Source organism: Alicyclobacillus kakegawensis NBRC 103104 (assembly GCF_001552655.1).
Taxonomy (GTDB): Bacteria; Bacillota; Bacilli; order Alicyclobacillales; family Alicyclobacillaceae; genus Alicyclobacillus_G; species Alicyclobacillus_G kakegawensis.
This window is the reverse complement of sequence record NZ_BCRP01000008.1, coordinates 20,863-45,365: the sequence shown is the minus strand read 5'-3', so window position 1 is coordinate 45,365 and position 24,503 is coordinate 20,863. Positions and strand designations below refer to the sequence as shown.

Below are 24,503 nucleotides of genomic sequence, written 5' to 3'. Positions count from 1 at the left end.
GTTCGAAAGAACAGAATTTTGCCCTCTCGTCAGCGCTTTGGCCACACTTTCAAAACCCAATCCTCGCCAGCATGGACAAAGGAAGGAGAAGCTTTCTCCATTTTCTCGATACTGGGCATGTTGGATACAATCACCGGTGTCGCCAGAGACCGCGCGATCACCTTCAGCTTCTCCAAGTCCAAGCGAATGAGCGGGGTTCCCGCGCGGACGAACTGGCCGGGTTCGACCACCCGCGTAAACCCTTCCCCCTTCAGCTCTACCGTATCCAGACCCACATGGATCAGAATCTCGATGCCCTCTGGCGTAGTGATGCCTGCCGCATGTCCGCTTGGGAACAATTGCGTCAATGTGCCAGAAACCGGGGCCACAACCTCTTCGGTTTCGGGAACAAGGGCCACTCCATCTCCGACCATGCACTGGGCGAAAACTGGATCGTCCACCTCCTGAATGGGAATTAATTTGCCAGTGACGGGCGCCCAAATCGTCACCGCGGATTCCTCTTGCGCTTTGCGTCTAAACAGGTTCTTCATAGCGGAGTCACTCCTCATTGTTGCCCGCACCTGTTTACCGACGTCGCCATGCACCTCACACGCGTCAGCACCGGCTCCGAAACATGTTGCGGAAAGGTTCAATAAGCTCGTCCCCAGCGGTCCAAAAGTGAAGATATTGAAGATGAACCTACATGGTCTCCTTGATTTCGTCCACCAGCAGATCCGCAATCGTCCCCACTACGACTTGTGCATTATGGGCATCCAGTCGGATTACCCCGCTGGCCCCCAGTTTCTTCAACTCCGCTTCATCCAGCTTCGTCATCTCTTTCACCTTCAGGCGCAGACGGGTGGTACAGGCTTCGATCTCCAAGATGTTATCTGCGCCGCCCAGGGCCTGGACGTATGCCTGCCCTTGGCTCCGGGGCCGCTCCTCCCCGCCCGTGTTCGGCGGCGTGAAAGCAGCGCGGTATCCGGCGCTGGGCGCGGCGGCGGCTGCGGCCACTGCGGGCCGTCCAGCCTGGTACTCGTCCAGGATGAAGCTGCTGGCCCCGCTGCCATCGTCGCCCTCGTCACGTCCAGGCGTCTTGATGTCCCAGATCTTAATGGCAAAGTAGAAGGTGACAAAATAGATAATGAAGAATGCGACGCCAATAGGTATCAACCAATAACCATGGGTCGCGTGGTTGCGATTCAGCACGTAATCGATGAGGCCAGCGGAAAAAGTGAACCCGTCCCGAATGCCGAGCAGGTAACAGACAAACAGGGAAACGCCTGTCAGGACCGCGTGCAGCACAAACAGGAACGGTGCCAGAAACATGAAGGCAAACTCAATCGGCTCCGTCACCCCTGTAAGCAAGGCGGTGAAAGCGGCGCTGCCCATGACGCCCGCCACCACCTTACGGCGTTCCGGTTTTGCCGTCAAAATCATGGCCAACGCTGCCCCCGGCAACCCGAACATCATGATGGGGAAGAAGCCGGCCATGTACCCGCCGGCGGTCGGATCACCCGCAAGAAAGCGCGTCAGGTCACCGTGCTGGCCATGATAAGTCCCGTATACGAACCAGATGTACGTGTTGATGACATGGTGAAGGCCAAAGGGAATCAAGAGACGGTTGAACAGTCCGTACAGCCCGGCCCCAATGGCGCCCGTTTCCCCGAGCCAAACCCCGAGCTGATTGAACGCGTCTTGGACGTACGGCCACCCATAACCAAACGGGATGGCAAGAACCACGGAAACCAGCGCGATGAGGATGACTGCCAGGGCTTTGCTTCCCCCCATAAAGTCCAAACCTTTTACCTCACGGCGGCTAACCCGGTTGAACAACCACCCCGTCCACAGCCCGGTGACTATCGCTCCCAAATAGCTGAGATCATTGCTGGCGTCAATGGCCTTGGCACCATAGGACAGGATCTCAAAGGAGACAAGACTCGCCAAGCCAGCCAGACCGTGATTGTCTTTGGCGAAACCGACCGCGATGCCAATAGCGAACAATAGCGGCAGATAGTTAAGAATGGCGTTCCCGGCTGCTGCCATGAACGGGATGTTCAGTGTATCTGGCTGCCCCAGGCGAAGCAGCAACCCGGCAATCGGGAGGACCGCTATCGGCAACATAAGCGCCTTGCCAATTCGCTGAAGTTGACCCAGCATGGAAGAGCCCCCTTTGCTTCCGTGGATACAGAGCGCCCTCTCCATCAGGCGAACGCGAAGCGGACACGTGGACTATCCTCAATGCCACGTATGTCCAATCACCAGCGCGATGAACAGGGCTGCAAAACCGGTCACGATGGGCACGAATCGACGTCCGCCGAAGAAACCGAGCCAAGTGGGCAGCTTCGTGCGATAAAAGCGGTTGTACATGTACCCGGCAAGCGCCCCCGCTATCAACCCGGCCACAAGCAACAAAGCGCTCTTATCGTCCAGGCTGACGGATTTGTTGATGGCGCTCGCCCCCTGAATGATCACCTCATAGGCGACGAAAGCCGCCAAACCGGCAGCGCCCTGACTCTCATGCGCCAGGGCCACAGCGATTCCAACCGCCAGGATGGCCGCATAATTCGACAACACTCCGTAACCGACACTGACCAGGAAGGGTACGTCCAGCGCTCCGGGCAAGCCAATCCAATACAGAATGGCCGCCGCGAGAAAGACAACCCCCATCAGAATGGAAACTTTGACCAAGGTGCCGCTGGCCTGCATGACAATCCTCCTCCCTTTCGGGCCGATACCAGCCCAGTCTCCGGCATAGCGACGCGCAGCACGAAAAAAGGCAGGCAAGAGCCACCCACGTAGCTCATGCCTGCCTTCCGTGCCGACAGTAACACGCTATCCTTGGGAAAATTATAGTCTGAATCAATAACATTCGCAATAGAAAATCAAAGCAACCCATGGGCAGTCAGACTTCTCAGTTCGACGACCCAATCCTCGCAATATGCATTGCCAAGTACGCCACCTCATCGGCTGAAAATTCACAGCCGATTCGACGGCCAATGAGACCCGACGCCTTTTGGGCGATTCGGTAACTTTCCGGCAGCTTCTCCCGTACGGCGTCCACCAACGGATTGGAGATCGGCTGCTGGCGCAACACGCGTTGTATGGAAAACCGGAGATGGATGACCAAACGCGCGTAGTTCATGTGGTCTCTTGAGATCTCACGACCCAACCCCTCTTCGATGGACCTTACGGCCAGGCTGACAGCGTCCGTGACCTTTATCGTTTCTGAAAGGCCGCGAGGGTGCGTGGCCGAATGGATGTGCAGCGTTAAAAATCCCACTTCAGCGGCGGGAATCGGAATCTGAAACCTCTCCTCAATTCGACGCGCGCCAGCCTGCGCCACCCTCCACTCCCGCGGATACAACGTTCGAATCTCGTCTACAAACGGATTCTCAATCACCAGGTTTCCCTGCAGACGGGACAGGGCAAAGCCAATATGATCCGGCAGAGCGACATGGATGTGCTCGTGGAACTCGCAGCCAAGAGATTCCGCTGCGAAGCTGACGATTTCCTCCGCGACGCCGACGACCTCGGGGCGGACCGTGGTGAAAAGTTGCTCAAATTGAGCCCTGTGTGTGGGAAGTACGAGAGCGAAGCTTTTTTCCACGCGGGGATCATCCGCGGCGATGGGCTGTCCACGCCGGGCGCCAAAGCCAAGGCCTTTGCCAATCCAAATGTATTCATCATCGCGGGGAGACAGAACCACAACGACATTGTTGTTCAGCACCCGCTCAATAACAAAGTGGGCTCCCTTATCGTTCTGGCCTCCGCCATGAACGCGTTTTCTGCCCGGGTCGGTCGCTCGGTCGGACATGCTCAGGCCCCCCAACCGCTGATCCACGTTTGCGGCGCAAAAACTCAATCCCACTGAACACTCTGTTATATCTATGTCCAGGCGCATATGGGTGATGAGAGGTTGGAGCTGTGGAAGCCTATCCATTGGCGCCAGAATACGGGCAATCTCTGTATCTATATGATACTCCTATATGATACACCGGAGTGGCCCGGCGAGCGAGGCCCGACAAAAACAGCCGCGGCGCCCTTCCCGAAGCCAACCGCGGCCGATGCAGCTGTTTTACTGTACTCTATCCTTTAGTGCTGAAACCGGCGCAGCGAAAACGTGGAGACGTCCAGATCGGCGCTATCCGCCACCGCCAACTGGGCCAACACCTCGCCGACCGCGCTGGCAAACTTGAAGCCGTGTCCCGAAAATCCGCAGGCAAACAGCAGCTGTGGCCGCTCTGGGTGGCGGTCGATAATGAAGTGCTCGTCCGGGGTCATCGTGTACACGCACGTCTTCCCGGTGAGAAGACGGCCATTGGCGCGCGGTAGATAATCCCGCAAGAAGCGGCGCAAATCCCCCTCGTCCTCGGGGTAGGCGCCGAACGTCCGCTCCATCGTATCCGGGTCTGCCGTTTGCCCGCCATCGTGCCGACCCACTTTCAACCCAGATCCGTTAAAACTGGGAAACCCATAATAGTGGGCTGTGTCAGTCCCGCAGGTGAACGCGGGAAACTCCGCCGCGCCGTACAGGTTTTCGTCGCACGCAAACCAAGCGATGGCCTTGCGCGTCGGCCGCAGTGGGACATCCAGCCCTGCTGTGGCCAACAGGCGCTTGGCCCACGCTCCTGCCGTCACAATCACCCGCTCCGCCGTATACACGGACGATCCCGCCCGCACGCTGGCTCCCTGGCCGTCCACTCGAATGTCGTCCACCGGCGCATCCACCAGCACCTGCATCCCGCGCGCTTCGCCAAGCTGCCGCATGGCCCGGATGCAGTCCTCGGAGAACAGCACCCCCGAAGACGTTTCCAGACAGCCCACGTAGTCGTCGGGCACGCGCCATCCTGGCCAGCGACGGCGGATCTCGGCTGTGTCGAGCACCTCAAGCGGCAGGTCGAACGACACGCTGCTGCGCACGACCTCCTCCATGAAGGGCGATCCCGCTGGGCCCAACGACAACACGCCAGTTTGGGCGAAGAGCCGAGTCCCCGCTTCCGCCTGCAGGTCCAACCACAGCTCTTGCGCCCGCAGCGCCAGCGGCACATATTGGCGCCCTTCCCCGTATGCATGGCGGATGATGCGAGTTTCTCCGTGGTGACTGCCCATCGTGTGCGGAGGATGAAACGCGTCTATAAGGAGTGTCCGCACTCCCTGCTGGGCGAGGTGCCACCCTGCGGCCATGCCCATGGAACCGGCACCAACCACAATCACTTCGTACGGGTAAGACAAACAGCATCCCTCCACAACCAAATCCGCCACCGCAACGGGTGGATGTGCCGCCTAGGCAGCCGGCTACCGGGCCGTACGGTACACGGTCGGACTGCAATTCATGTAGCGGCGAAACAGGCGGCTGAAGTAGTTGGCGTCATCAAAGCCGACCAGTGTGGCGATCTGCTGAATCGGCAGATCCGTCGTCTGTACGTAAAATGCCGCCTTATCGACGCGGATGCTGTTCAAATACTCGATAACCCCCATCCCCACCTCTTTCTTGAACAGGTGGCTCAGGTAGTACTTGCTCATGCAGCAGTGCCTGGCGACATCCACAAGTGTGATGTTTTCGCGGTGATGCTGCTTCATGAATCGAATCGCATCGCGGATAACCGGCGAGACGTCCGGCGTGGCGGTCTCTCCCACTTGCCTCGTCAACCACACCGCGTAGTCCATCACCTTGCGGACAAACTTGTCGTATCGAATGGTGGCGTACAATTCGTGCGTAAATTCTGCGTTCTTGGACAGGATTCGCGCCGCACTCACCCCCATGTCCAGAACCGAACGCGACATCATAGTGATGAGATCCAGCACCTGGCCCTTGAACACGTCTTCGTTGTAATGACAAGCCTCGGCCATGCGATCCAGCAGCGCCCGCATGCGCGTGGTCACCCCTGGCTCATCCCCGATGCAGAGGAGGGCGACCAATTCTGTCCTGTCCGCGGCCAGTTCTTGGGCCGGGACTTCGCTCAGATCGGCGTTCACACCGTGCTGGAAGATCAGTTGGTTGCCCTGAAAGAAACGGCCGTGCATGGCGCGGATCGCTTCCTGAAACGAGAGGTGCAGGTCCTCAGGAGCCGCGTGATAGCCACCGATGCCGATGGACACCGAGACACCCAGCTTTTGCATCCCAGCCTGCACCTTCCTGGCCATGATGAGCAGCGGATCCTCAGCCCCCGGCCCGGCACCGGTGACGTCTTGAGTCTCCACAAGCAGCGCCAAGACCCCTGCTTCGGTCCAAATCCATGTAAAGGGAACGTCCACGCATGCATAAACCACAGCTATCAATTTCTGGCCGATTTCGAGCGGCCAATCGGCGGAATTCTGCAACGTCAAGTCGGGGTACCTGTCAATCGATACAACGACGACCACTTGCGGATGGACGAAGACGCCAAATCGCTCCTGAAGCTCTGTGAACTCACCTTCGTGAACCAAGGTGCCGGAAATCAAGTAGTGCGAGAACGCGAGTTGGGCGGGATCGTGTGGTGCCATGTTTTCCTCCCACATCATGTTGACAAGGACAAGCTAGAATGGAATCTCTCCAAGCAATCCCTCGACCCGGCAAACTATCTCTCCTTCGCGGATCATATCATAGATGGCGACGATATCCGGGTACAGATACCGGTCTTCCTCCAGTGTGGGGACTTGCTTGCGAATCGCCCGGTAGACGGATGCGGTCGCGCTTGACGGCCTCAAAGGTCGATGAAAGTCCAGCGCCTGGGCCGCCGCCATCAGTTCGATGGCCAGGATGTGCGTCACCTTTTCGGCCACCTGGTAGGCCTTGCGCGCAGCCTGGTAGGCGAAAGTGACCACGTCTTCCTGATAGGCGCATGTGGGAATGTTGTCCACAGTGGCCGGATGTGCCAATGCTTTGATCTCCGAAAGCAGGCCGGCCGCCGTGTACTGCGGAATCATGTAGCCGCTGTTGAGACCCGGCCGAGCGACCAGAAAGTCGGGAAGTTCGCTGACATGAAAGTTCACCAAGCGGTCAATCCGGCTTTCTGCCATTTTCGCCAAATTCCCGAGTGCAATCGCGATGGAATCGGCCGCCAAACCGACGAAAGTGGCGTCGAAGTTCCCTCCCATCAGCCCGACACCATCGTCACCCTGGCCATAGATGACGGGATTGTCGCTGACGGATGCCATCTCGTTGTGCACACTGGCCGCGGCATCTTTGAGCGTCTTCTTGACCGCGCCGTGAAGCTGCGGGATGCAGCGCAGACTGAGCGCATCCTGCAGCCGATAATCCTGATACGTCTGCGCTATCTCACTGTCTGCCAGCATCCGGGACAGATACCGCGCGGTCGCTGTCTGTTCGGGGTGCCGCTTCAACTGGTGGAGCCGCTCGTCGAACGCCCGGATGGTGCCCTTCAGGGACTCGAAAGACATGGCGGCCGCGATGTCGGCAGTCTTGGCGGCCTGGATGGCGTCGTACAAGGCCAACGCGGCGATGGCCGTGGTCGACGTTGTTCCGTTCAGGAGCGACAACCCCTCCTTAGGTCCCAACGTCAGCGGCGTGAGTCCCGCCTTTTGCAGCGCCTCGGCGCCGTCCAGCAAGTCGCCGCCAAAGTAGGCCTTGCCTTCGCCCATCAGCACGAGTGCCATGTGCGCTTCGGGAGAGAGGTACGCCACAGACCCGTCGCCCGGCACGTATGGCACCACCTGCCGGTTCAACAGCGCCGCCAGCGCCTCGAGAACCTCCATGCGCACGCCTGAAAATCCCTGACCGAGCTGCACCAGGATCATGAATTGGGTGGCGCGGACCAGTTCCGCAGGCAAAGGAGCCCCCACGGATACCGCGTGGGAACGCACGATATTCCGTTGGAGCGCCGCTGCTTCCACGGGCGAGATCACCTTGCTGACGTTGCTGCCAAATCCGGTCGTAATGCCGTAAACGACGCGATTTTCCGCGAGAAACTTTTCCACCAGCGCGTGTGACTTGGCGACACGCTCTCGGTACGCCTGGCAGAAAGACACCTTGGCTCCGTAACGGGAAACAGCCACGAGTTCGTTCACGGTCGGATCGCCATGGCCGAGCACGACTTCTTGGATCTCCTGGGGTCTTGTTCCCGGTGCCTGAGTCATGGCCAACAACCTCCACGGTGGATGAAAAGATGAAAATCAGTCCAACTCGGCTGCGGCGCCCTCTGCGTCTAGGCTTGCAGCCCGGCGATGCAGCGGATTGCTCGCCTCATCCAGCTCCAAACGCGCCGTTTCCGGCGCCCACAGGACTGAGATCAGTGTGCCAAGGAACAGCACCGCAGTCATGCCCAACATCGAGGCCTTCAACGACATGAGAGGGAGAAGAAACGTGCCCATAGCGGAGCCCACCCGGCTGACAGCCGTCACCACACCGACACCGGAAGCCCTTACATCTGTCGGAAACAATTCGGCCGGGTAGATCAACGTCAGGTTGGATGCGGCCGACATGATGAACGTGAAAATGATGAACAAAATCAAGATCAAAGCGTGCAGACGAGTCGGCAGGATGGTGATGAAAAACAGCGCGACCGTGAGACAGGCAAAGGAATAGATGGTAAAACCGCGGCGGGACAGCCGTTCCGTAAACCACAACCCGGCAATGGCGCCGACAAGAAGGAAGATGTTCAAGATGGTATCAATGCCGAAGTTGTCCTGAAACCCCAGACTGCTGAGAATGGTCGGCAGGAACGTGTAGATGGCGAAGTACGGGATGACATTGCACACGTAGAAGAGACTGCCGAACACTGTGCGCATCCTCACGTTCTTCGCAAACAGGTCCTTAAACGCAAATGTCTGCTTTTTCGCTTCCGCAATCATCGTGTCGATTTCTACGTTCGGCCCGACATATTTCTTCACGATGGAGCGCGCTTCCTGCTCGCGGCCCTTGCGAATCAACCACCTGGGCGACTCTGGTGTGCCTATGCGCAGAAGCAACACAATCAGCCCCGGGATGGCTCCGCTAGCCAACATCCAGCGCCACGCGTCCGGCGTCCCTTGCAAATAATAGCCGACGATGGTCGCAAGCGTGTAGCCCACTGTCCACAGGACATTGAGCGCCGAGAGCAAGATGCCGCGGTACCGTTTCGGCGCAAACTCGGCCAACAACGTCGAGCCTACAGCGTAATCGCCGCCCAATGCCAAACCAATCAAAATGCGGAGAATAAACAAAGTGACGGGATCATGGACGAAAAACTGCAGGGCGGACGCCACGGTCACAATCACAAAGTTTGTCAGGTAGATTTTCTGGCGGCCGATGTGATCCGACAGCCAGCCTAACAGCAGGCTGCCAAAAAACAGCCCAATCAAGGCTGAACTTCCTAACAGCCCTTGCCAAACGGGCCCCAAATGCATCTGGGGGCCAATCAGGCTCAACGCCATGCTGATGATCCCCAGTGCGTATCCATCGGAAAAGTTCGATCCGAACGTCAAAGCGGTAATGCGAATGTGGAATTTGTTCAGAGGAGCATCGTCAATCTGAATCCCTGCTGCATTCACCCACTCATTCGCCTCCTTTGATATGAATATTTCGACTATAATCAGACGGTGGGGCAGTACTTTCGTGTGGCGGCACGGTCATATGAACTACCGTGCCTAGTCCGATTGTGGATGGGTTCATTATAAATACGGAGAAAACTTGGACAGTAGGGAGGATCCTTGGAACCAGTAGCACGAAATTGCGCTTTTGTCGTACGCTGCGTGTTGACCGTCATCTCTTGCTTCCCTGCTCTCGCTCCCCTCGACGGTTTGACATCCAAAACGTTTTCGGATAGACTGTCTTCAATACTTGGGTGAGGGTGTTTGTCGGTGCCAGTGACGATTCGCGATGTTGCGGAAGCAGCCGGAGTTTCCATCACGACCGTGTCGCGGGCATTGAATGGATATGCCGACGTCAGCCCCGAAACGCGCAAACGAATTCTTCAAATCGCAGAGCGCCTGAACTATCGCCCGAACCACGTGGCCCGCAGCCTGGTGAGGCAGAGGACACAGACCATCGGTTTGCTGGTGTCGGATTTCGGTAAATCCCGGACTGGGCATCACTTCATGTTTGATGTGCTAGCGGGAGTCTATGAGCGGCTTGCGGAGCTCGGTTACGATGTCAGTCTCGTGAGCACCACAACGGCGCAGCAGCACCTGGTGTCCTATCTCGACTTCTGCACCGAGCGGCGCTTTGAAGGCGTGATTGTCATGGGCATCCGCCTGGATGATCCGTACGTCCACGAAGTAGTTGAATCGCCGTTGCCCAGCGTCGTTATCGACCTGCCTTTGCTCAGCGACCACTGCGGATACGTCATGACAGACAACATCAATGGCGCGAAATTCGCCGTTCGGCACCTGTTCCAACAAGGCCACAGGCATATTGGATTCGTCAACGGGTACGCACAGGCGGCGGTGAGCGCAGACCGTTTGCGCGGCTACAAAGAAGGTCTTCGGACTGTCGGCTTGCCCTTCGAGCCGGCCCTGGTCTACGAATCGGATTTTTCCCTCGCAGGAGGAGCCCAAGGTTTTCGCGAACTGCGGCAGGGTTACCCAGATGTCACAGCTATCTTTTTCGCCAGTGACCTGATGGCTATTGGCGGCATGCGCGAAGCACTGGCCAATGGCTTGCGTGTGCCGGAAGACCTGGCCGTGGTCGGCTTCGACAATATTGATTTAACGGAACTGGTGTCACCGACCTTGACCACCGTCGGGCAGCACAGGTATGAAATGGGAATGACCGCTGCTGAAATGCTCATCGGCATGCTGGAACGGGACGAACCTCCCCAGGGGCGGCTGCTGGCGCCGGAACTGATTGTCCGCGAGAGCGGCTGACGGCCGCGAACCCGAAGGCTGCCCAGATGACAGCGATATCCGCTTCGACCGTTGCTGCGGCATAGTCATGTGAGGTCATTGAAGACTTCTTGTTGAAGGCATGGTGGCGACTTTTGCGGGTTTTTCCAAAACGTTTTGGATGCTTGGCTCTCTACATAAGGAGGCAGCTGGGTTCGACATGAAGTTTACCGTCATCAAGGAGAATGATCTGTTTTTTGTGTCCAACAGTTCCGGGGATGCCCCCCATCCTTCCCTGGATGCGTTTGGATATGGACTGTTCACTCGCGACACACGCGTGCTCAGCCAATGGACATGGAACACGGACCCGTCTGTTTTTGTAGAGCTGGCCTCGGACGGGTCTCGGAACTTTGAGGCAATCTATCACTATACGAATCGGGAATGGCGACTCTCCGAAAACGTTGTGGTTCCGCGTGAAAGCCTACACGCCGTACGGCGCCAGTTTGTCGACGGTTGTAGGTTTTATGAACAAGGAGAGATCGAAAATTTCTCGGCGGAAACCATCACTCTTGAGGTCGCTTACGAAATGGATGCCGACTTTCTTGACATGTTTGAAGTGCGAGCAGGCAAAACGCTTGCGGGCCGAGAGCAGCTGAAGCGGCAGATTGCGATGGAAGACGGGCCGCAATCCAAGACGTTCCGCTACATGGCAAAGGACGGCACAAGGTGCACGACGATCGTTCGTTTCCATGCAAACCATCATCCCCCAAGCCCCTTTTTCGGCGTGCCGAAAGTAGGAGCGCGTCTGTGCATTCCGCCACGCGGCAAGTGCACGTGGGTCGTGTCCGTGACACCATCCATGGCTGGGACGGTGGACGTGGAAACCTCCGCCTGCCCCCGGGAGCCAGCGGCACCAAACGTGGATTTGAGTCTCACGGAAGTGGATACCAAAAGGCGGCAGATTGTTCACGACTATGAAAACTGGTTGCAGAAAGCACCCAGGGTTTCTGGATGCAAGGCGTTCACAACCTGGTACTGCAGGGGACTTAGAGACGTGCGCATGCTGTTGACCGATATCGGTCATGGCCGTTTTCCGGTAGCCGGGGTTCCCTGGTATGCGGTTCCGTTTGGACGGGACAGCCTGATTACGGCTCTACAAATGCTGCCCGCCGACGTCGATGTGGCCCGAGGAACACTCGCCACCATGGCCGCTTTTCAAGGCCGGACTGTAGACCCGTCCCGTGACGAGGAGCCCGGGAAAATTATGCACGAGCTGCGGGCAGGGGAACTCACGAGGACAGGAAAGGTTCCATTTGGGCCCTACTATGGAACCATCGACGCCACCCCGCTCTTCCTGAATTTAGCCGCCGACTATGCGGCCTGGACAGCCGACCAAGAGTGGCTGCGGAGATTGTTGCCGGCCGTAGACTCGGCTTTCACGTGGATAGAGCAGTATGGGGACCGCGACGGAGACGGCTTTGTTGAGTACCTGTCCGAAGCCGCAGAAGGAATCTCCAACCAAGGATGGAAGGATTCTGGTGATTCCATCCAACACAAAGAGGGGACACTGGCCACCGGCCCTATCGCCTTGTGCGAAGTCCAGGGTTACGTGTTTCGGGCTTATCGTCGCTGGGCCGAGGTCTTCACGTGGCTCCACATGCCGGAGCAGGCAAGGCATTGCCAAGAGCGAGCAGATCGACTCCGTCGGAGTTTTATCCAGTCCTTTTGGCTGGACGACGAAGACGCGATTGCCCTCGCGCTGGATGGAAATAAACGACCGGTGCGCACCTTGACCTCTAATATGGGGCAGGTGTTGTGGAGCGAAATCTTGCCTCGGACGCTTGCGGATCGCGTCATTGACCGCATGCTGGCGGACGATATGTTCAGTGGTTTTGGGGTTCGAACCCTGTCCGCAAACGAAATATCATATAACCCTCTGAGTTACCACAACGGATCCGTGTGGCCGCATGACAATTCCTTGATCATCGCAGGCATGGCTAAATACGGCCGTCACGACGCGGTCGCCCACCTCGTCGAAGGGTTGTTGACCGCTGCCGAAGGGTTCGAGTTGTTCCGATTGCCCGAGCTGTTCGCAGGTATAGCCGCGGACAAGGTGTCGCGTCCCGTTCCTTATCCGGTGTCCTGTTCCCCTCAGGCGTGGGCGGCGGCGACACCCGTTCTCATCCTCGCATCTCTGCTCGGTCTGCACCCGGATGTTCCGGCAGGGCGGGTTTACCTGAATCCTTCACTTCCAACCTCAATCCCGAGGCTCAAGATTGAGTCTATCTGGATTGGGGATGGCAAGTTGAGTATAGAATTGCAGCGGACATCCACCGGACAGACACGATTCCACATTCTAGAAAATACGACCGGTTTGTCCGTGCACCAGACTTCATCCAGGGAGGTGGTAAAGGACGCAACTCAGTGATGACACCGTGCAAAGAATTTTGACGTGCGTAGTCTCGCAAAGACCATCACGTTGATTTTCCAAAGGGGGTTGCAACTGATGAAGAGGAGCATCAAAAGGTATTTCGGAGCTGCCAGCATCCTGCTCATCAGTTCCGGTGCCGTCATCGGCTGTGGGCAAGGAAACACATCGGGAGGAAATCATGCTTCCAATAGTGGAGAGGAAAAAACCGTCACGCTGAAATTGGGCATGTGGTCGTCGAGCCCTGCTGAAAAACAGCTGGTAGAAAAACAAGTGAAAGCATTTGAAAAGAAGAACCCTAACATTAAGGTTAACCTGCAGGTGATCACGGGCGATTATCTGCAAGCTTTGCAGCCGATGCTGGCCTCTCATACCGCACCCGACGTGTTCTATGTCGATTCCTCGTACGCACCGACATTGGAAGCATCCGGCGCACTGATGCCACTGGACAAGTACATCAAGCAAGATCATGTCAATACAAGCGATTTCAGCCCTGCCCTGCTGAAAGCGTTTCAGTGGAAAGGTGTCACCTACGGCCTACCTAAAGACATGAACACAATGGCGCTTGAGTACAACAAGTCCATGTTCGCGAAGGCCGGAATTCAATCGCCGCCGAAGACCTGGAATGAATTTGAACAGGACGCCGCCAAGTTGAAGGCCAAGGGAATGACGCCCCTGAGCATGCCCATTGATGTGGCTCGTTATTACCCGTTCGTCAAAGACTTTGGTGGCAGCTACTATGATGTGAACAACGATAAGGCGACGTTTACCGACAAAGCAAATGTGCCTGGCCTCCAGTTCTTCATCGACAATTTCAAACAGAAGAATTTCGTGCAGCCGAAAGACTTGGGCGGCGATTGGGCCGGCATCCCGTTTGCCCAAGGAAAAGTCGCCATGGTCCTGGAAGGCGCTTGGCTGATCCCGTTCATGCAACAAACTGCCCCGAAACTTGATTACGGCGTGGCAGACTTGCCGTCGGCCAACGGACAGGACTACAACATGACCTACACCGTGAGCTATTCGATGGCCAAGTCAACCCAGCATCCTGATCAAGCTGCAAAACTGTTATTTTACCTGACCGGACCTGAGGCGCTCAAGATGACCGCTGAATCTGGCCTGGCGATTCCCTCGCGCACCAGCGTGCAGGGTGAGTTCTTGAAGAAGTACCCGAACTATAAAGCGTTTGTCGATGGTGTGAAACACGCTGTACCGTATCAGTTCGGGACGCTTGGTCAGGAGTTTGTCGATGCCATCAACAAAGCGACCGAAGCAGGTATCCTGCAGAATCAGTCGCCTGCCAATGTATTGTCCCAAGCCAAACAGACCCTGATGTCGCAGCAGGCTCAATGAATAGGGGTAATTCTCACAACGGAAGCCGCAGCTCGAACGGGCGGCTTTCGTTGTGACACGCAAAACAAGGGGGGCAATGCAGGTTGAACGGCGTGCAGACGCACACGGTTGTGGGTCACCGCGTCTCAAGAAGGAAGGCGGTGGACCAAGCGTTGGCAGGATACCTTTTTGTCTTGCCGGCGCTGGCTTCCTTGGTTGTGTTCTTGGTGGGCCCAATCCTTTATGCGTTTTATATCAGCTTCCAACAATTCTCGTTCCTTGATGAGCAATCCACCCGATTTGTCGGGTTGGCAAACTATACTCATTTATTTCACGATCCAGTCTTTCTTCGCGCCTTGTGGAATACCACGCTGTACTCGTTAGGCGTGGTGCCCGTACAAACTGCTCTTGCCCTGTTCCTGGCCATTATTGTCAATCGCGTTCAGGGGAAGACGTTCTTTCGGGTGGCCTACTATCTGCCGACCGTCACCTCGACGGTCGCAGTCAGTGTCATGTTTGTATTTCTGTTTCAGCCACAAGGACTGGTGAACCAATTTCTCGCCTTGTTTGGGGTTCGGGGCCCTAATTATTTCAACAGTCCCACCTTCGCGCTGCCGGCCATCATGGTGATGGCCATCTGGTCAACCGTCGGCCAGTTCATGATCATCTACTTGGCGGGACTGCAGGATATACCGGATGAGTTGTATGAAGCGGCCTCGATGGATGGGGCCAGCGGGTGGAAGTTGACCCGTTACATCACCATCCCCATGTTGCGCAGGACCACCTTTCTGGTGATTGTCATGTCGCTGATTGGCACCTTTCAGGTGTTCGACCAGGCGTATGTCGTCTCCGGGGGTACGGGCGGACCTCTGAACGCGACGTTGACGGTCATACTGGACCTGTTTATTAAAGGATTCAAGGATATGCAGATGGGATACGCTTCGGCAATGGCCTTCGTGCTCTTTGCCATCATTATGATTCTGACGCTGATTCAACATTACGTGATCGGCCGAGAGGACTAGGTGTTCCTGACTGCACTCGTGCTGGCGATCACACTGTGAAAGAAGGAGGAATGGCGGTGTCCCGCGAGGCGGTGTATCGGCGCCCGAAACACGTGCTGTATATCGTGGCCATTCTGTACGCTTGCGTGTCCCTGTTGCCGTTTGTCTGGTCCGTTTATACTTCGCTCAAGCCGACGGATGAAGTGTTTACCAGCATCGTGCCCATCAGTCACCTGAACTTCGGGAGCTACACAACCATCATACACGATTTCCCGTTCGCCCGTTGGCTGGGGAACAGCATTATCGTCGCTGCTATTGTGACAGCGGGGAATCTCTGCGTGAACACGTTCGCCGGATACGCGTTCGCGCGGCTCAAGTTCCCGGGACGCGGCCTTTTGTTTTACGCCTTTCTCGCAGTCATGATGATTCCATCCCAGGTCGTGCTCGTACCCATCTACATGCTTTTGGCCAAGTTGGGCTGGATTGACACGTACCAGGGGTTGACGATACCGTTCCTGATGTCACCGTTCATGATCTTTCTCGCCCGTCAGTTCTTCCTCGGTTTGCCAAAGGAACTTGAGGAGGCTGCTCGCATCGATGGATTGGGGCACTGGGGGGTCTTTTGGCGCATCTTCTTGCCGCTGTCCCGACCACTCCTGGCTGCACAAACCATTTTCACTTTTCAGGGGAACTGGAACTCATTTCTCTGGCCGGTACTCCTTGCGACAAGCCAGGATATGTACACACTACCGGTCGGATTGAACTCATTTTACGGCCAGTACGACGCCTATTGGAACAGTGTCATGGCAGGTGTGATCTTGCTGACCCTGCCGATGATCATCGTGTTCTTAGTGTTCCAGAGGCAGTTTGTGAAGGGCATCTCGACGACAGGCATCAAGTAAACGGGAGGACAAGTCGTTGTGTTTTGTCATCGAGGTAGCCTGTGCGCCTAGGGGTCCGACTCCGGGCCCCCGCTTCACACAGTCCCTACCGGTGTCGTCCGGAGGTTCACCTGCACGATGCCGTACCATAATGCAGTGTCTCCCATCCTACGGGACAATGCCCATGGCCTTACGTCCCTCCAGTTGTTCCATCACCTGCGTAAGGACAAACCAAGCCACCTCATGGGAGGACTCCACTGTGATTCCGGCGATGTGCGGCGTAAGGCAGACATTGTCCAGAGAACGAAGTCGATCATCGGGACCTGGCGGCTCCGTGGACCGCACATCCAGATAGGCAAATCTTGTCGGAAAATTCACGAGCACCTCGGCGAGCGCGTCCTCGTCGACAATGCCTCCGCGCGAGGTGTTGATAAGCACACTATCTTCACGCATCTTCGCCAAGGCAGGGCCATTGAGCAGATGACGCGTAGTATCCGTAAGTGGGACGTGCACCGATACAAAATGCGATGACCTCAGGAGGTCGTCCAGCGAGATCAGGGCTACGCCGACGTCCCGCACAACGGAATGGGAAGGGAGTATGAACGGATCATATGCCACAACGGTTAATCCCATAGCCCGTGCTCGCGTCGCAACTCGCTGCCCGATGTCGCCAATCCCGATAAGCCCCAGGGTCTTCCCGTAGACTTCCTCCCCCATCGCGGCCATCCGATCCCACGCGCCCCGTCGAACCGCCTCGTTCCAACGAAAGAGTGGCCGAACATGCTGCAACAGACACGCCATCACGTACTCTGCCACAGCGTTCGCGTTAAATCCGCGGGCGGAGACAACCGGAATGCCGCGTCGCTGGCAGGCTGTTAAGTCGATATTGTCAAGTCCGACTCCAAGCCGCCCTACGATGCGGAGATTCGGGAAATTCTCCAATAGTTCCTCATCCACACGTGTCTGGTTGCGGACAATCAGTGCTTCTGTGTCGGGGCCGAGTCGCAATAGCCGCTGTCGATCGCCGACCAAAGACGGATCGTAAACCACAGTGCGGCCATTACCAAACCCTTCGGGTAGATTAACCCAAAGATCTTCCGAAATCACAATCCGACTGGGCACACGTCTGCACTCCTTTCCTATCTGAACGCTGCGCCATCCTCCTGGATCTCAGAACCCATGCCGGTTGCATCATCTCGCTTGCAAGCTGTCTGGCGGCGGGCCCAATTCCTAGACACGCTGTGCTGAACCGCACCAGTCTACCTTGTCTCGCACCACTTGACGCAAAGCCTCATTGGCCACGCATTGAGCGGAAAACGGATCGTCTGGATAGCTCGTTGCGCCAGCCCTCCAACCGGCCATGTATGCGAGACGAAGCTCTGTGTCAAAGTTGATTTTCGCGATGCCTAGCTGGATACTCGCCTCTATTTGTTCCCGCGGGATGCCGGAACCCCCGTGCAGCACCAGCGGCACACCCGTCGCGGCACGAATTTCCCGCAGCAAGTCGAGTCGCAGCTTCGGTTCGCGCCTGTACATCCCATGGGCCGATCCGATGGCCACCGCCAGTGAATCCACCCCTGTTTCCGACACAAATTTTTCCGCAGCGTCGGGTGCCGTAAAGACGGCATCCTCGTCCGCCACTGCCACGTCATCCTCCACACCGCCAATGGCACCGAGTTCCCCCTCCACAGGCACGTCCACGGCGTGGCAGAGGTTCACCACTGCAGCCGTTGCTTGTACGTTGTCGGAATACGGTAGTGAAGAGGCATCCATCATACAGGAGGTAAACCCGGCGCGGAGCGACTGAACAACTTGATCGAACTGGTGGCAGTGGTCGAGGTGAATGACAACGGGGATCCGTACGTTTTGCGCGCTGCGCGCGATATGCTGAGCCAACACCTGCATCTGGCCGTTCCGAATGGCACGCTGACCAATCTGCAGCAGTACCGGACTGCGAAGTGCATCCACCTCTGCCAAGATGGCATCTACCATAGCCTCACTGTGTACGCTGAAGGCAGGTACGGCGTATCCCCCTGCAAACGCATCTCTCAAAATGTAGCCTGACGTGAGCGGCATCAGTTTCACTCTCCTATGGTCATCCCGGACATAGTCAGCCTTGGATGAGGGCACAGCATACTCCAGTCCAGCAACGGGCGAAGCCAGTCGCGAAACGTCGGTCCTAATTTCGCCTCGTCCTCCGTCATGACCCGCTCCTTTCCCGCCACTTCCGACAGCTGGATACCGACGGTGTCGACGTGGTACTCACTCTGGCGAGACCTCACGAGCCCCACCATTTGGCCGCTCTCTCCCGCGAGCACCTTGTGTGCTCCTTCGCGGCCGACCCGCACCGCCTCTGCTACATCCAAGGGTACACTGAACCTTGACCAACAACGCTGGAGCAATCCGAGATTTTCATATCGAACTCCGAATTTCGTCTGGTCACGAATAGCTTCGGCAAGCCATGCGCCAACGCCACCCCACATAAACGGACGGGCCTTGTCCTGGCCATGGTCTGTTTGGAACATGACCTGTCCATCCGCAGGTTGGACCCCCTCACTGACCACCACCATCGTACAACCATCCTCGCGTACACGCCGTTGCACATCTCCCAGCACCTGATCCAGGTGAAATGGCCGCTCCGGCAGACAGACGATGGGGCGAACCCGGCGTCGAGACAGGCGATTAACGTCCCATCCACCCGCATGATCCGCTGATGACCCGCGCACTTCTCGGAATAGGTCATCGTATAGGGCCGCAGCGGCGGCCAGCCAACCAGTCCTGCGCCCCATCACCTCCACGACCCGCACCTGCTCGAATCCCACCATGGCTTCCAGATCAATCGCCAAATCGCATAATGCCTTCAGGACAAACTGGGCGGCACTAGGATAACCCGGAGTGTGGTCCACGCCTGCGATGTCATTGTCGATAGTCTTCGGGATGCCTATAACCTGAAGGTCATATCCCCTCGCTTGCGATTCCCGCTCCACAATCTGTCCCAGGGCCATCGTGCCGTTGCCGCCCATCACGATGAGCGCATCCACATGTCTTTCCCGCAAGTTCTGAACCGCTTCCCCCGCATGTGCTGCGAAGCTCAATTGGCGTCCAGCCCCAAGTGCCGCCCCCGGAGTATGCAAGAGCCACTCGGGAGGACGGGCGAAAGAAAGAGGATGTACGTTCCCTTGAGACAGCCCCCAGGCGCCGCCGAGAATGCCATAAACTTCGGCACCAGCCTTGCTGAGCGAGTCCAAAACACCAAACAATGAGGCATTCAGAACCGCAGTCGGTGCACCGAACTGTCCAACCGCTACCCTCATCTGTATCCTCCCCCATGTCCAGCCGTTCCAAGACTCCACCCCAGAGAGTTCACAGAAATTTATGCGCTTTCCGGACGCTCCCTAAAACATCATGGCTTCAATTCCGAACTGTCCACACAGCTTCACAAGCCAATCTGCAACGTCTCCATAGGCAAGGGCGTAATGCGGTTCCCACCCCGCCTCCAGTACTCGCGTCAGCCGCTGCAGAGGAGGCTCTGGCCCGTCAAGCACAACACGTCCCGATGTTCCGAGGAATCGCTGGGGCTCATCCAACACGGTGCCTGACGACACTAGCGCCCGCACCCCACCATCAACATCTTCACCCAAGCGGAAAATCGTCACCCGACCTGGCTTCAGACCGAATTCCAACGTAAACCCGATAGCACGATTGGGATGTTCCCCTGCCGTGGCACCTTCCGTCGGTCGCGCTAGGGAAAACGCGCCCGCGCCGCAGTGCCAAAAGGTCATGGCGCCTGTGGATTCGTCGAGTTCAACAAGATCGCCTAAATACGCAGGTGATCCGGTCAGGCAGCTGACCACGTCCATTGAAAGAGCCCCAAGGACGTCCGCCTCGCAGGAAGCCACAATTCCGTCCTCGATAAGCGCAGACACGGTGGAGCAAGCGGCCGCGCCAAACTCCGTGAAAAACTCCGGCCAACACCGCACGGCCACTGCGTCAGCGCCAAGACGCGCCAAATCTTGTCGGAGCACGTGCTGCATCTTGGCGAACTTCAGAACGGCATCGCGCGGCTGCCGATCCAAACCGCGAACCCGGCGGCGAACATCGTCAAGGACGCTTATCACGGCATCGTCCGGCACAGATTCGGCCCGGGCAAACGTCTCTTGGAGATCCAGAGACTCCATGTGAATCCCTAATTGTTGTTGTGCCCGCCGATGAGGCAGGCTGAATTGAAACCCATCGGGCGCATCGCCCAACGTGACAACCGTAAACGAGCGCATTTTACGATAAGCTTCGAAGTAGCGCAGAAGAGCCGTAAGTCGGTTAACTGTCACTGCCTCACCAGGATCGCCATACAAGAATTGAAAAGCCACGTGTTCTTGAACCAGGACGTGGCTGGCGAGATTGGCGCCTGTCAGGGAATTCAAGGCTAATCTTCGCCGCACACCGCGGTTGGGCTCCCGAATCGCCCAGACGATAGTCGGAACGCGAATCTGCCGCGCCAAGGCCTCGATGAACCGTCCGTCCACAAACGTCGTGAACTGCACAATAAGAACATCGATTTTCCCACGCAGATTTTCAACGGCTTCGTGGACCTCCTCCATGTCCGTGACCAAATTCGAAACCGCTGTCAATCGTGGACAGTGTTCACTCAGAAAATGGATGGAATCGTCGAGATACTGAGAAGCAAGCGCTGTATCGAACGTCTTTCTGCCCAGACCCACGAATCCCAGCCGCAGTTTGGAACGCTGTACCATACAACGACACCCCTTCGTCGTCACTCCGTCCCCGCTGTTCAACCTTTCACGGCACCGGCCGTCATTCCGGCGATGAAGTACCTCTGCAAGAACACGTACAGCACCACCATAGGAATGCTGGCCAGCAATACCCCGGCAAAAATGACAGGATAGTTGGTCTGGTACTGCCCGGAAAAGCTCAGCAAGGCCAATGGCAGGGTATCTTTGTCATTCGACTTGATAAGTAGCAGTGGAAACAATAGGTCGTTCCACACAATCACGCCGGCGAAGACGGCTGCGCTGGCGATGGCCGGCATCGACAAAGGCATGGCGATACGCCAGTACATCTGCCACTCACCTGAACCATCCACCTTCGCCGCTTCAAGCAGCTCTTTTGCCAGTGTCCGCATAAAGCCACCGATAATGAACACGCATATGGGTAGGAGAAATGCAGTTTCGACTAAAATCAACCCGATGCGCGAGTTCACCAGTCCCAAACGGGCCATTTCCAAATACATCGGGATCATATTGACCTGGGTCGGAATCATCATGCCAACCGCGAACACGCCGTACACAATCATGCTTGGAATCCGAGGGAGACGCAGAATCGCATATGAGATCATACTCCCCAGGAGGATGATTAAGATCAGAGAAACGACGGTCACCTCTGCACTGTTCATGAAATAGCGAAATAATGGTACCTGTGACGTTAGGGTCTGGTACGACTGTCCGGACATCCCTTTCGTCGGCCACAGTGGATCCTGATAAAGTGTCGCGAGTGACTTGAAACTGCTCTCCACAACCACCAGCACGGGCACAGCGATCACCAGGGCATAGGCCCAAATCACCGGAATGCGAAGAAACCGCAATCTGAGTCACCTCCTCAGGCACTCTTCAGGGAACGGAACCGCAGCAGTCCAAACTGCGCCATTGTGATGAGGGCGATGATGACCATGAAAAGCATCGACACCGCCGACGCGTATCCCACGTGATTGTACTGGAAGGCCTGATGGTAGATGTACGTCGCCAGAACCTCCGTAGAGTTTCCGGGGCCACCATCCGTCATAGCAAAGATCAGGTCGAACATACGAAACGACTGGATGGTGGTGTACGCGACCACGATGGTGGTGGCAGGAGCGAGCAGGGGCCACGTCACTTTACGGAACGTTTGCCATCGGGAAGCGCCTTCCAGCATGGCGACCTCGTATAGCTCGTGGGGTATCTGTTGTAAGCCGGCCAAATAGATGATGAGCAACTGTCCCGTGTGAGCCCAAATCTCAGTGGCGGCGATACAGTAGATAGCCATGCGCTGATCGCCCAACCAAGAAGCTTGCAAACTCTGGAGCCCTACATCCCCAAGAAGCGTGTTGAGAATCCCGATGTTCGAATCGTAAATAAACATCCAAATAAAAGCTACCGAAACTGAAGACAGGATTGTAGGGAAAAAATATAACGTCCGTAAGAAGATGTTGACCTTCGTATTCTTCAGCAAATAGATGGCCAAAATCAACGACAAGGTGGATTGGATAATCACAACGGTGAGGACGAATTTCAGGGTGTTCCCAATGGCAGTGTGGAACGAACTGTCATCCGTCAAAAGATGCGCGTAATTGGCGAATCCAATGAATTGCAACTGCGGAGAGAGCCCGTCCCAGTTCGTGAAACTCAACGAAAGACCGTAAATGGTCGGCACTACAAAAAAGATGAGAAAAATCAGCCCACCAGGCAATAGAAATAGGTAGATGGACGGTTTGGCCCGCATCTGCATCCTCCTCTCAGACGACCATGACCTGGCTGACCGTAATCACACAACAAAACCATGTCTGGGCATGCGCTTCGCAAATGGCCCACTTACATGGACTTCCCTGGCCAATTGCCGCCCGCTGGAGCGACAGACGCCGCCATGCATGGCGGCATCTGCACGCAGCGAACAAGCCATACCACTCGATGGAGCAGTCAAATCGGAAAGGGGCGGCGCCATCGTGCTCACCTCATCGGCCGCCATAAGAATTCCGTGACCCCAATTCCTAATCCCGCAACCATTCGGTGATACTTCCTGCAGCGCGGCGCTCTGAATCCGAGATTCCGCCTTTTATCCGGTTACTTTTGCTGCAACGCTTGATCAATCGCTTTCTGCTCTTTTTCCGCAGCTGCTTTTGGATCCATGCCAGAGATGACATCCTCAACCGCCGTGGTCACAGCGTCTACTACCTGTTGATTGGTCAACGTGTACATCGGTTGGAAACGAAGAGGCTGATTCAACATAGGCTCCATCGCTTTTAAAACAGGATCTGTGTAATTCACATTCCGAACCGTGACCATCTGATCCGTTGCATTTGCATACTGGGCTGCCACCTTCGGCTCCGACAAGTAGCTGATAAATTCTTCGGCTTCCTTTTTGTGCAAAGAATTTTTGTTCACACCCAACATAAAGGTCGTCGTGTCAATGCCTTTATACTTGGCGTCGCTCGCACTGTTCGTGGTGATGGGTGCCATCAGGCCCATCTGAAATGCACGGTTGTTGTCCGTATTAACGGGCGCTATTTGATAGCTTCCCAGGGCCAACATGCCAGATTTCCCTTGGGCAAAGATGGCCGTGGCAGCGTCCTGAGAGGTTCCCAACGGACCTTTTTGGAAGTAACCTTTTTTCGCGAGCTCGGAAATTTGCTCGAAGGTTTTGAGGAAACCAGGATCCGTCAGTTTGGATGACCCGTCCTGCAAACCTGTGAATACTTTTGGATCCGGCACATTGTTCATCACCATGTCGTTAAAGAACTGTCCAGCACTCACTTCACCCGCGAAAACGATAGGCGTGTAACCGTGGTTCTTCAGAGTCTGGCAGAGTTTTAAAAATCCGTTCCAATTTGTTGGGACAGAGAGATTCAACTTTTTGAACAGGCCCTTATTGTATACGGGCATGTTGAATACGACTTGATATGGAATGGCTAGTTGCTTTCCCTTATCCTGTCCCGCTTGTATCAAGTTCGGATTGAAATTTTTTATAAATGGTTGATGGGTGAGGTCCGTGTACAAACCGGCCTTTTCAATCGCATTGAATTCCGAGCCTGGAAACGAAGTGAAGACATCCGCCCCATGGGGACCTGTCAGATCTGCCTGCGCCTGTGCAATGTACTGATTGGAAGGAATGACCTTCATCTGGACATTGATGTTCGGATGGAGCTTGTGAAAATCTGCGATGAGCTTGTTGAACTCAGGAACATCCTCCCCACGCCAATGCAAAAATGTCAAGGTCACGGGCTTCCCGCTTGAATTCACGGAGGACGTCGTCCCCGTCTTCGCTCCATTCGCACTCCCACTTCCGGTAGAGCAACCCGTTACTGCGGCCAACAACCCGACTGCAGACAATGCCACGGTCAATGTCCTTCTGATACTTTTCACGACATTTCCCCCT

20 protein-coding genes are annotated in these 24,503 nt (G+C 56.2%); 5 read left to right on the top strand and 15 right to left on the bottom strand.

The features are described from left to right. Positions 1-29: 29 nt before the first annotated feature. The 8 genes from AK2_RS08220 to AK2_RS08185 all read right to left on the bottom strand — a co-directional run bounded on the left by AK2_RS08220 (position 30) and on the right by AK2_RS08185 (position 9,450). Positions 30-530: a PTS sugar transporter subunit IIA gene (locus tag AK2_RS08220; protein WP_067933243.1), complete on the bottom strand. Its 501-nt coding sequence runs from the start codon at positions 528-530 to the stop codon at positions 30-32. A 148-nt stretch (positions 531-678) separates the two neighbouring features. Continuing rightward, positions 679-2,139 carry a PTS transporter subunit EIIC gene (locus AK2_RS08215; protein WP_067933241.1) on the bottom strand — a complete coding sequence of 487 codons (1,461 nt, stop codon included), beginning with the start codon at positions 2,137-2,139 and terminating at the stop codon, positions 679-681. A 78-nt stretch (positions 2,140-2,217) separates the two neighbouring features. Further along, a complete protein-coding gene (locus tag AK2_RS08210; protein ID WP_067933239.1) occupies positions 2,218-2,688 on the bottom strand; it encodes a PTS transporter subunit EIIC in 471 nt (156 codons plus the stop codon). A gap of 205 nt (positions 2,689-2,893) precedes the next feature. After that, positions 2,894-3,796: a BglG family transcription antiterminator gene (locus AK2_RS08205; RefSeq protein ID WP_067933237.1), complete on the bottom strand. Its 903-nt coding sequence runs from the start codon at positions 3,794-3,796 to the stop codon at positions 2,894-2,896. A gap of 278 nt (positions 3,797-4,074) precedes the next feature. Next, on the bottom strand, positions 4,075-5,214 hold the full coding sequence (gene solA / locus AK2_RS08200; protein WP_083520987.1) for an N-methyl-L-tryptophan oxidase: 1,140 nt from the start codon (positions 5,212-5,214) through the stop codon (positions 4,075-4,077). Between the two features lie 63 nt (positions 5,215-5,277). Next, positions 5,278-6,465, bottom strand: a complete 1,188-nt coding sequence (locus AK2_RS08195) for an AraC family transcriptional regulator (protein ID WP_169794753.1) — start codon at positions 6,463-6,465, stop codon at positions 5,278-5,280. A gap of 33 nt (positions 6,466-6,498) precedes the next feature. After that, positions 6,499-8,058 carry a histidine ammonia-lyase gene (gene hutH, locus AK2_RS08190; RefSeq protein ID WP_067933232.1) on the bottom strand — a complete coding sequence of 520 codons (1,560 nt, stop codon included), beginning with the start codon at positions 8,056-8,058 and terminating at the stop codon, positions 6,499-6,501. A 36-nt stretch (positions 8,059-8,094) separates the two neighbouring features. Further along, positions 8,095-9,450, bottom strand: a complete 1,356-nt coding sequence (locus tag AK2_RS08185) for an MFS transporter (protein WP_083520986.1) — start codon at positions 9,448-9,450, stop codon at positions 8,095-8,097. 309 nt (positions 9,451-9,759) lie between these two features. Here AK2_RS08185 and AK2_RS08180 point away from each other — a divergent pair, with 309 nt between their 5' ends. The 5 genes from AK2_RS08180 (at position 9,760) to AK2_RS08160 (ending at position 16,382) form a co-directional block, all read left to right on the top strand. Then, a complete protein-coding gene (locus AK2_RS08180; RefSeq protein ID WP_067933229.1) occupies positions 9,760-10,764 on the top strand; it encodes a LacI family DNA-binding transcriptional regulator in 1,005 nt (334 codons plus the stop codon). Positions 10,765-10,942: 178 nt separating this feature from the next. Next, the gene (locus tag AK2_RS08175) at positions 10,943-13,150 is read left to right on the top strand and encodes an amylo-alpha-1,6-glucosidase (protein ID WP_067933227.1); all 2,208 of its coding nucleotides are present in this window, start codon (positions 10,943-10,945) and stop codon (positions 13,148-13,150) included. 78 nt (positions 13,151-13,228) lie between these two features. Then, a complete protein-coding gene (locus AK2_RS08170) occupies positions 13,229-14,500 on the top strand; it encodes an ABC transporter substrate-binding protein (RefSeq protein ID WP_067933226.1) in 1,272 nt (423 codons plus the stop codon). Positions 14,501-14,592: 92 nt separating this feature from the next. Further along, entirely contained in the window at positions 14,593-15,501 is a 909-nt protein-coding gene (locus AK2_RS08165; RefSeq protein ID WP_245632832.1) for a carbohydrate ABC transporter permease, read from the top strand. Between the two features lie 56 nt (positions 15,502-15,557). Then, positions 15,558-16,382 (top strand): carbohydrate ABC transporter permease, encoded by an 825-nt coding sequence (locus AK2_RS08160; protein ID WP_439645087.1) that lies wholly within the window; start codon positions 15,558-15,560, stop codon positions 16,380-16,382. Between the two features lie 147 nt (positions 16,383-16,529). Here the strand turns inward: AK2_RS08160 and AK2_RS08155 are convergent, their stop codons facing one another. The 7 genes from AK2_RS08155 to AK2_RS08125 form a co-directional block, all read right to left on the bottom strand. Then, the gene (locus AK2_RS08155; RefSeq protein WP_067933223.1) at positions 16,530-17,483 is read right to left on the bottom strand and encodes a hydroxyacid dehydrogenase; all 954 of its coding nucleotides are present in this window, start codon (positions 17,481-17,483) and stop codon (positions 16,530-16,532) included. A 108-nt stretch (positions 17,484-17,591) separates the two neighbouring features. Next, a complete protein-coding gene (locus AK2_RS08150; RefSeq protein WP_067933221.1) occupies positions 17,592-18,437 on the bottom strand; it encodes a class II fructose-bisphosphate aldolase in 846 nt (281 codons plus the stop codon). Positions 18,438-18,442: 5 nt separating this feature from the next. After that, positions 18,443-19,675, bottom strand: coding sequence for a 6-phosphofructokinase (locus tag AK2_RS08145; RefSeq protein WP_067933220.1), 1,233 nt, complete (start codon positions 19,673-19,675; stop codon positions 18,443-18,445). Positions 19,676-19,756: 81 nt separating this feature from the next. Further along, on the bottom strand, positions 19,757-21,112 hold the full coding sequence (locus AK2_RS08140) for a hypothetical protein (protein WP_067933218.1): 1,356 nt from the start codon (positions 21,110-21,112) through the stop codon (positions 19,757-19,759). A gap of 38 nt (positions 21,113-21,150) precedes the next feature. Continuing rightward, positions 21,151-21,960 (bottom strand): carbohydrate ABC transporter permease, encoded by an 810-nt coding sequence (locus tag AK2_RS08135; RefSeq protein WP_067933216.1) that lies wholly within the window; start codon positions 21,958-21,960, stop codon positions 21,151-21,153. 14 nt (positions 21,961-21,974) lie between these two features. After that, a complete protein-coding gene (locus tag AK2_RS08130) occupies positions 21,975-22,853 on the bottom strand; it encodes a carbohydrate ABC transporter permease (protein WP_067933214.1) in 879 nt (292 codons plus the stop codon). A 338-nt stretch (positions 22,854-23,191) separates the two neighbouring features. Continuing rightward, complete coding sequence (locus AK2_RS08125; RefSeq protein WP_083520983.1) at positions 23,192-24,490, bottom strand: ABC transporter substrate-binding protein; 1,299 nt, start codon at positions 24,488-24,490, stop codon at positions 23,192-23,194. Positions 24,491-24,503: the final 13 nt, after the last annotated feature.

Coding starts and splice junctions, on each gene's coding strand:
- AK2_RS08220 (WP_067933243.1), bottom strand. CDS start 530: ATGAAGAACCTGTTTAGACGCAAAGCGCAAGAGGAATCCGCGGTGACG.
- AK2_RS08215 (WP_067933241.1), bottom strand. CDS start 2,139: ATGCTGGGTCAACTTCAGCGAATTGGCAAGGCGCTTATGTTGCCGATA.
- AK2_RS08210 (WP_067933239.1), bottom strand. CDS start 2,688: ATGCAGGCCAGCGGCACCTTGGTCAAAGTTTCCATTCTGATGGGGGTT.
- AK2_RS08205 (WP_067933237.1), bottom strand. CDS start 3,796: ATGTCCGACCGAGCGACCGACCCGGGCAGAAAACGCGTTCATGGCGGA.
- AK2_RS08195 (WP_169794753.1), bottom strand. CDS start 6,465: ATGGCACCACACGATCCCGCCCAACTCGCGTTCTCGCACTACTTGATT.
- hutH (WP_067933232.1), bottom strand. CDS start 8,058: ATGACTCAGGCACCGGGAACAAGACCCCAGGAGATCCAAGAAGTCGTG.
- AK2_RS08175 (WP_067933227.1), top strand. CDS start 10,943: ATGAAGTTTACCGTCATCAAGGAGAATGATCTGTTTTTTGTGTCCAAC.
- AK2_RS08170 (WP_067933226.1), top strand. CDS start 13,229: ATGAAGAGGAGCATCAAAAGGTATTTCGGAGCTGCCAGCATCCTGCTC.
- AK2_RS08150 (WP_067933221.1), bottom strand. CDS start 18,437: ATGCCGCTCACGTCAGGCTACATTTTGAGAGATGCGTTTGCAGGGGGA.
- AK2_RS08145 (WP_067933220.1), bottom strand. CDS start 19,675: ATGAGGGTAGCGGTTGGACAGTTCGGTGCACCGACTGCGGTTCTGAAT.
- AK2_RS08140 (WP_067933218.1), bottom strand. CDS start 21,112: ATGGTACAGCGTTCCAAACTGCGGCTGGGATTCGTGGGTCTGGGCAGA.
- AK2_RS08130 (WP_067933214.1), bottom strand. CDS start 22,853: ATGCGGGCCAAACCGTCCATCTACCTATTTCTATTGCCTGGTGGGCTG.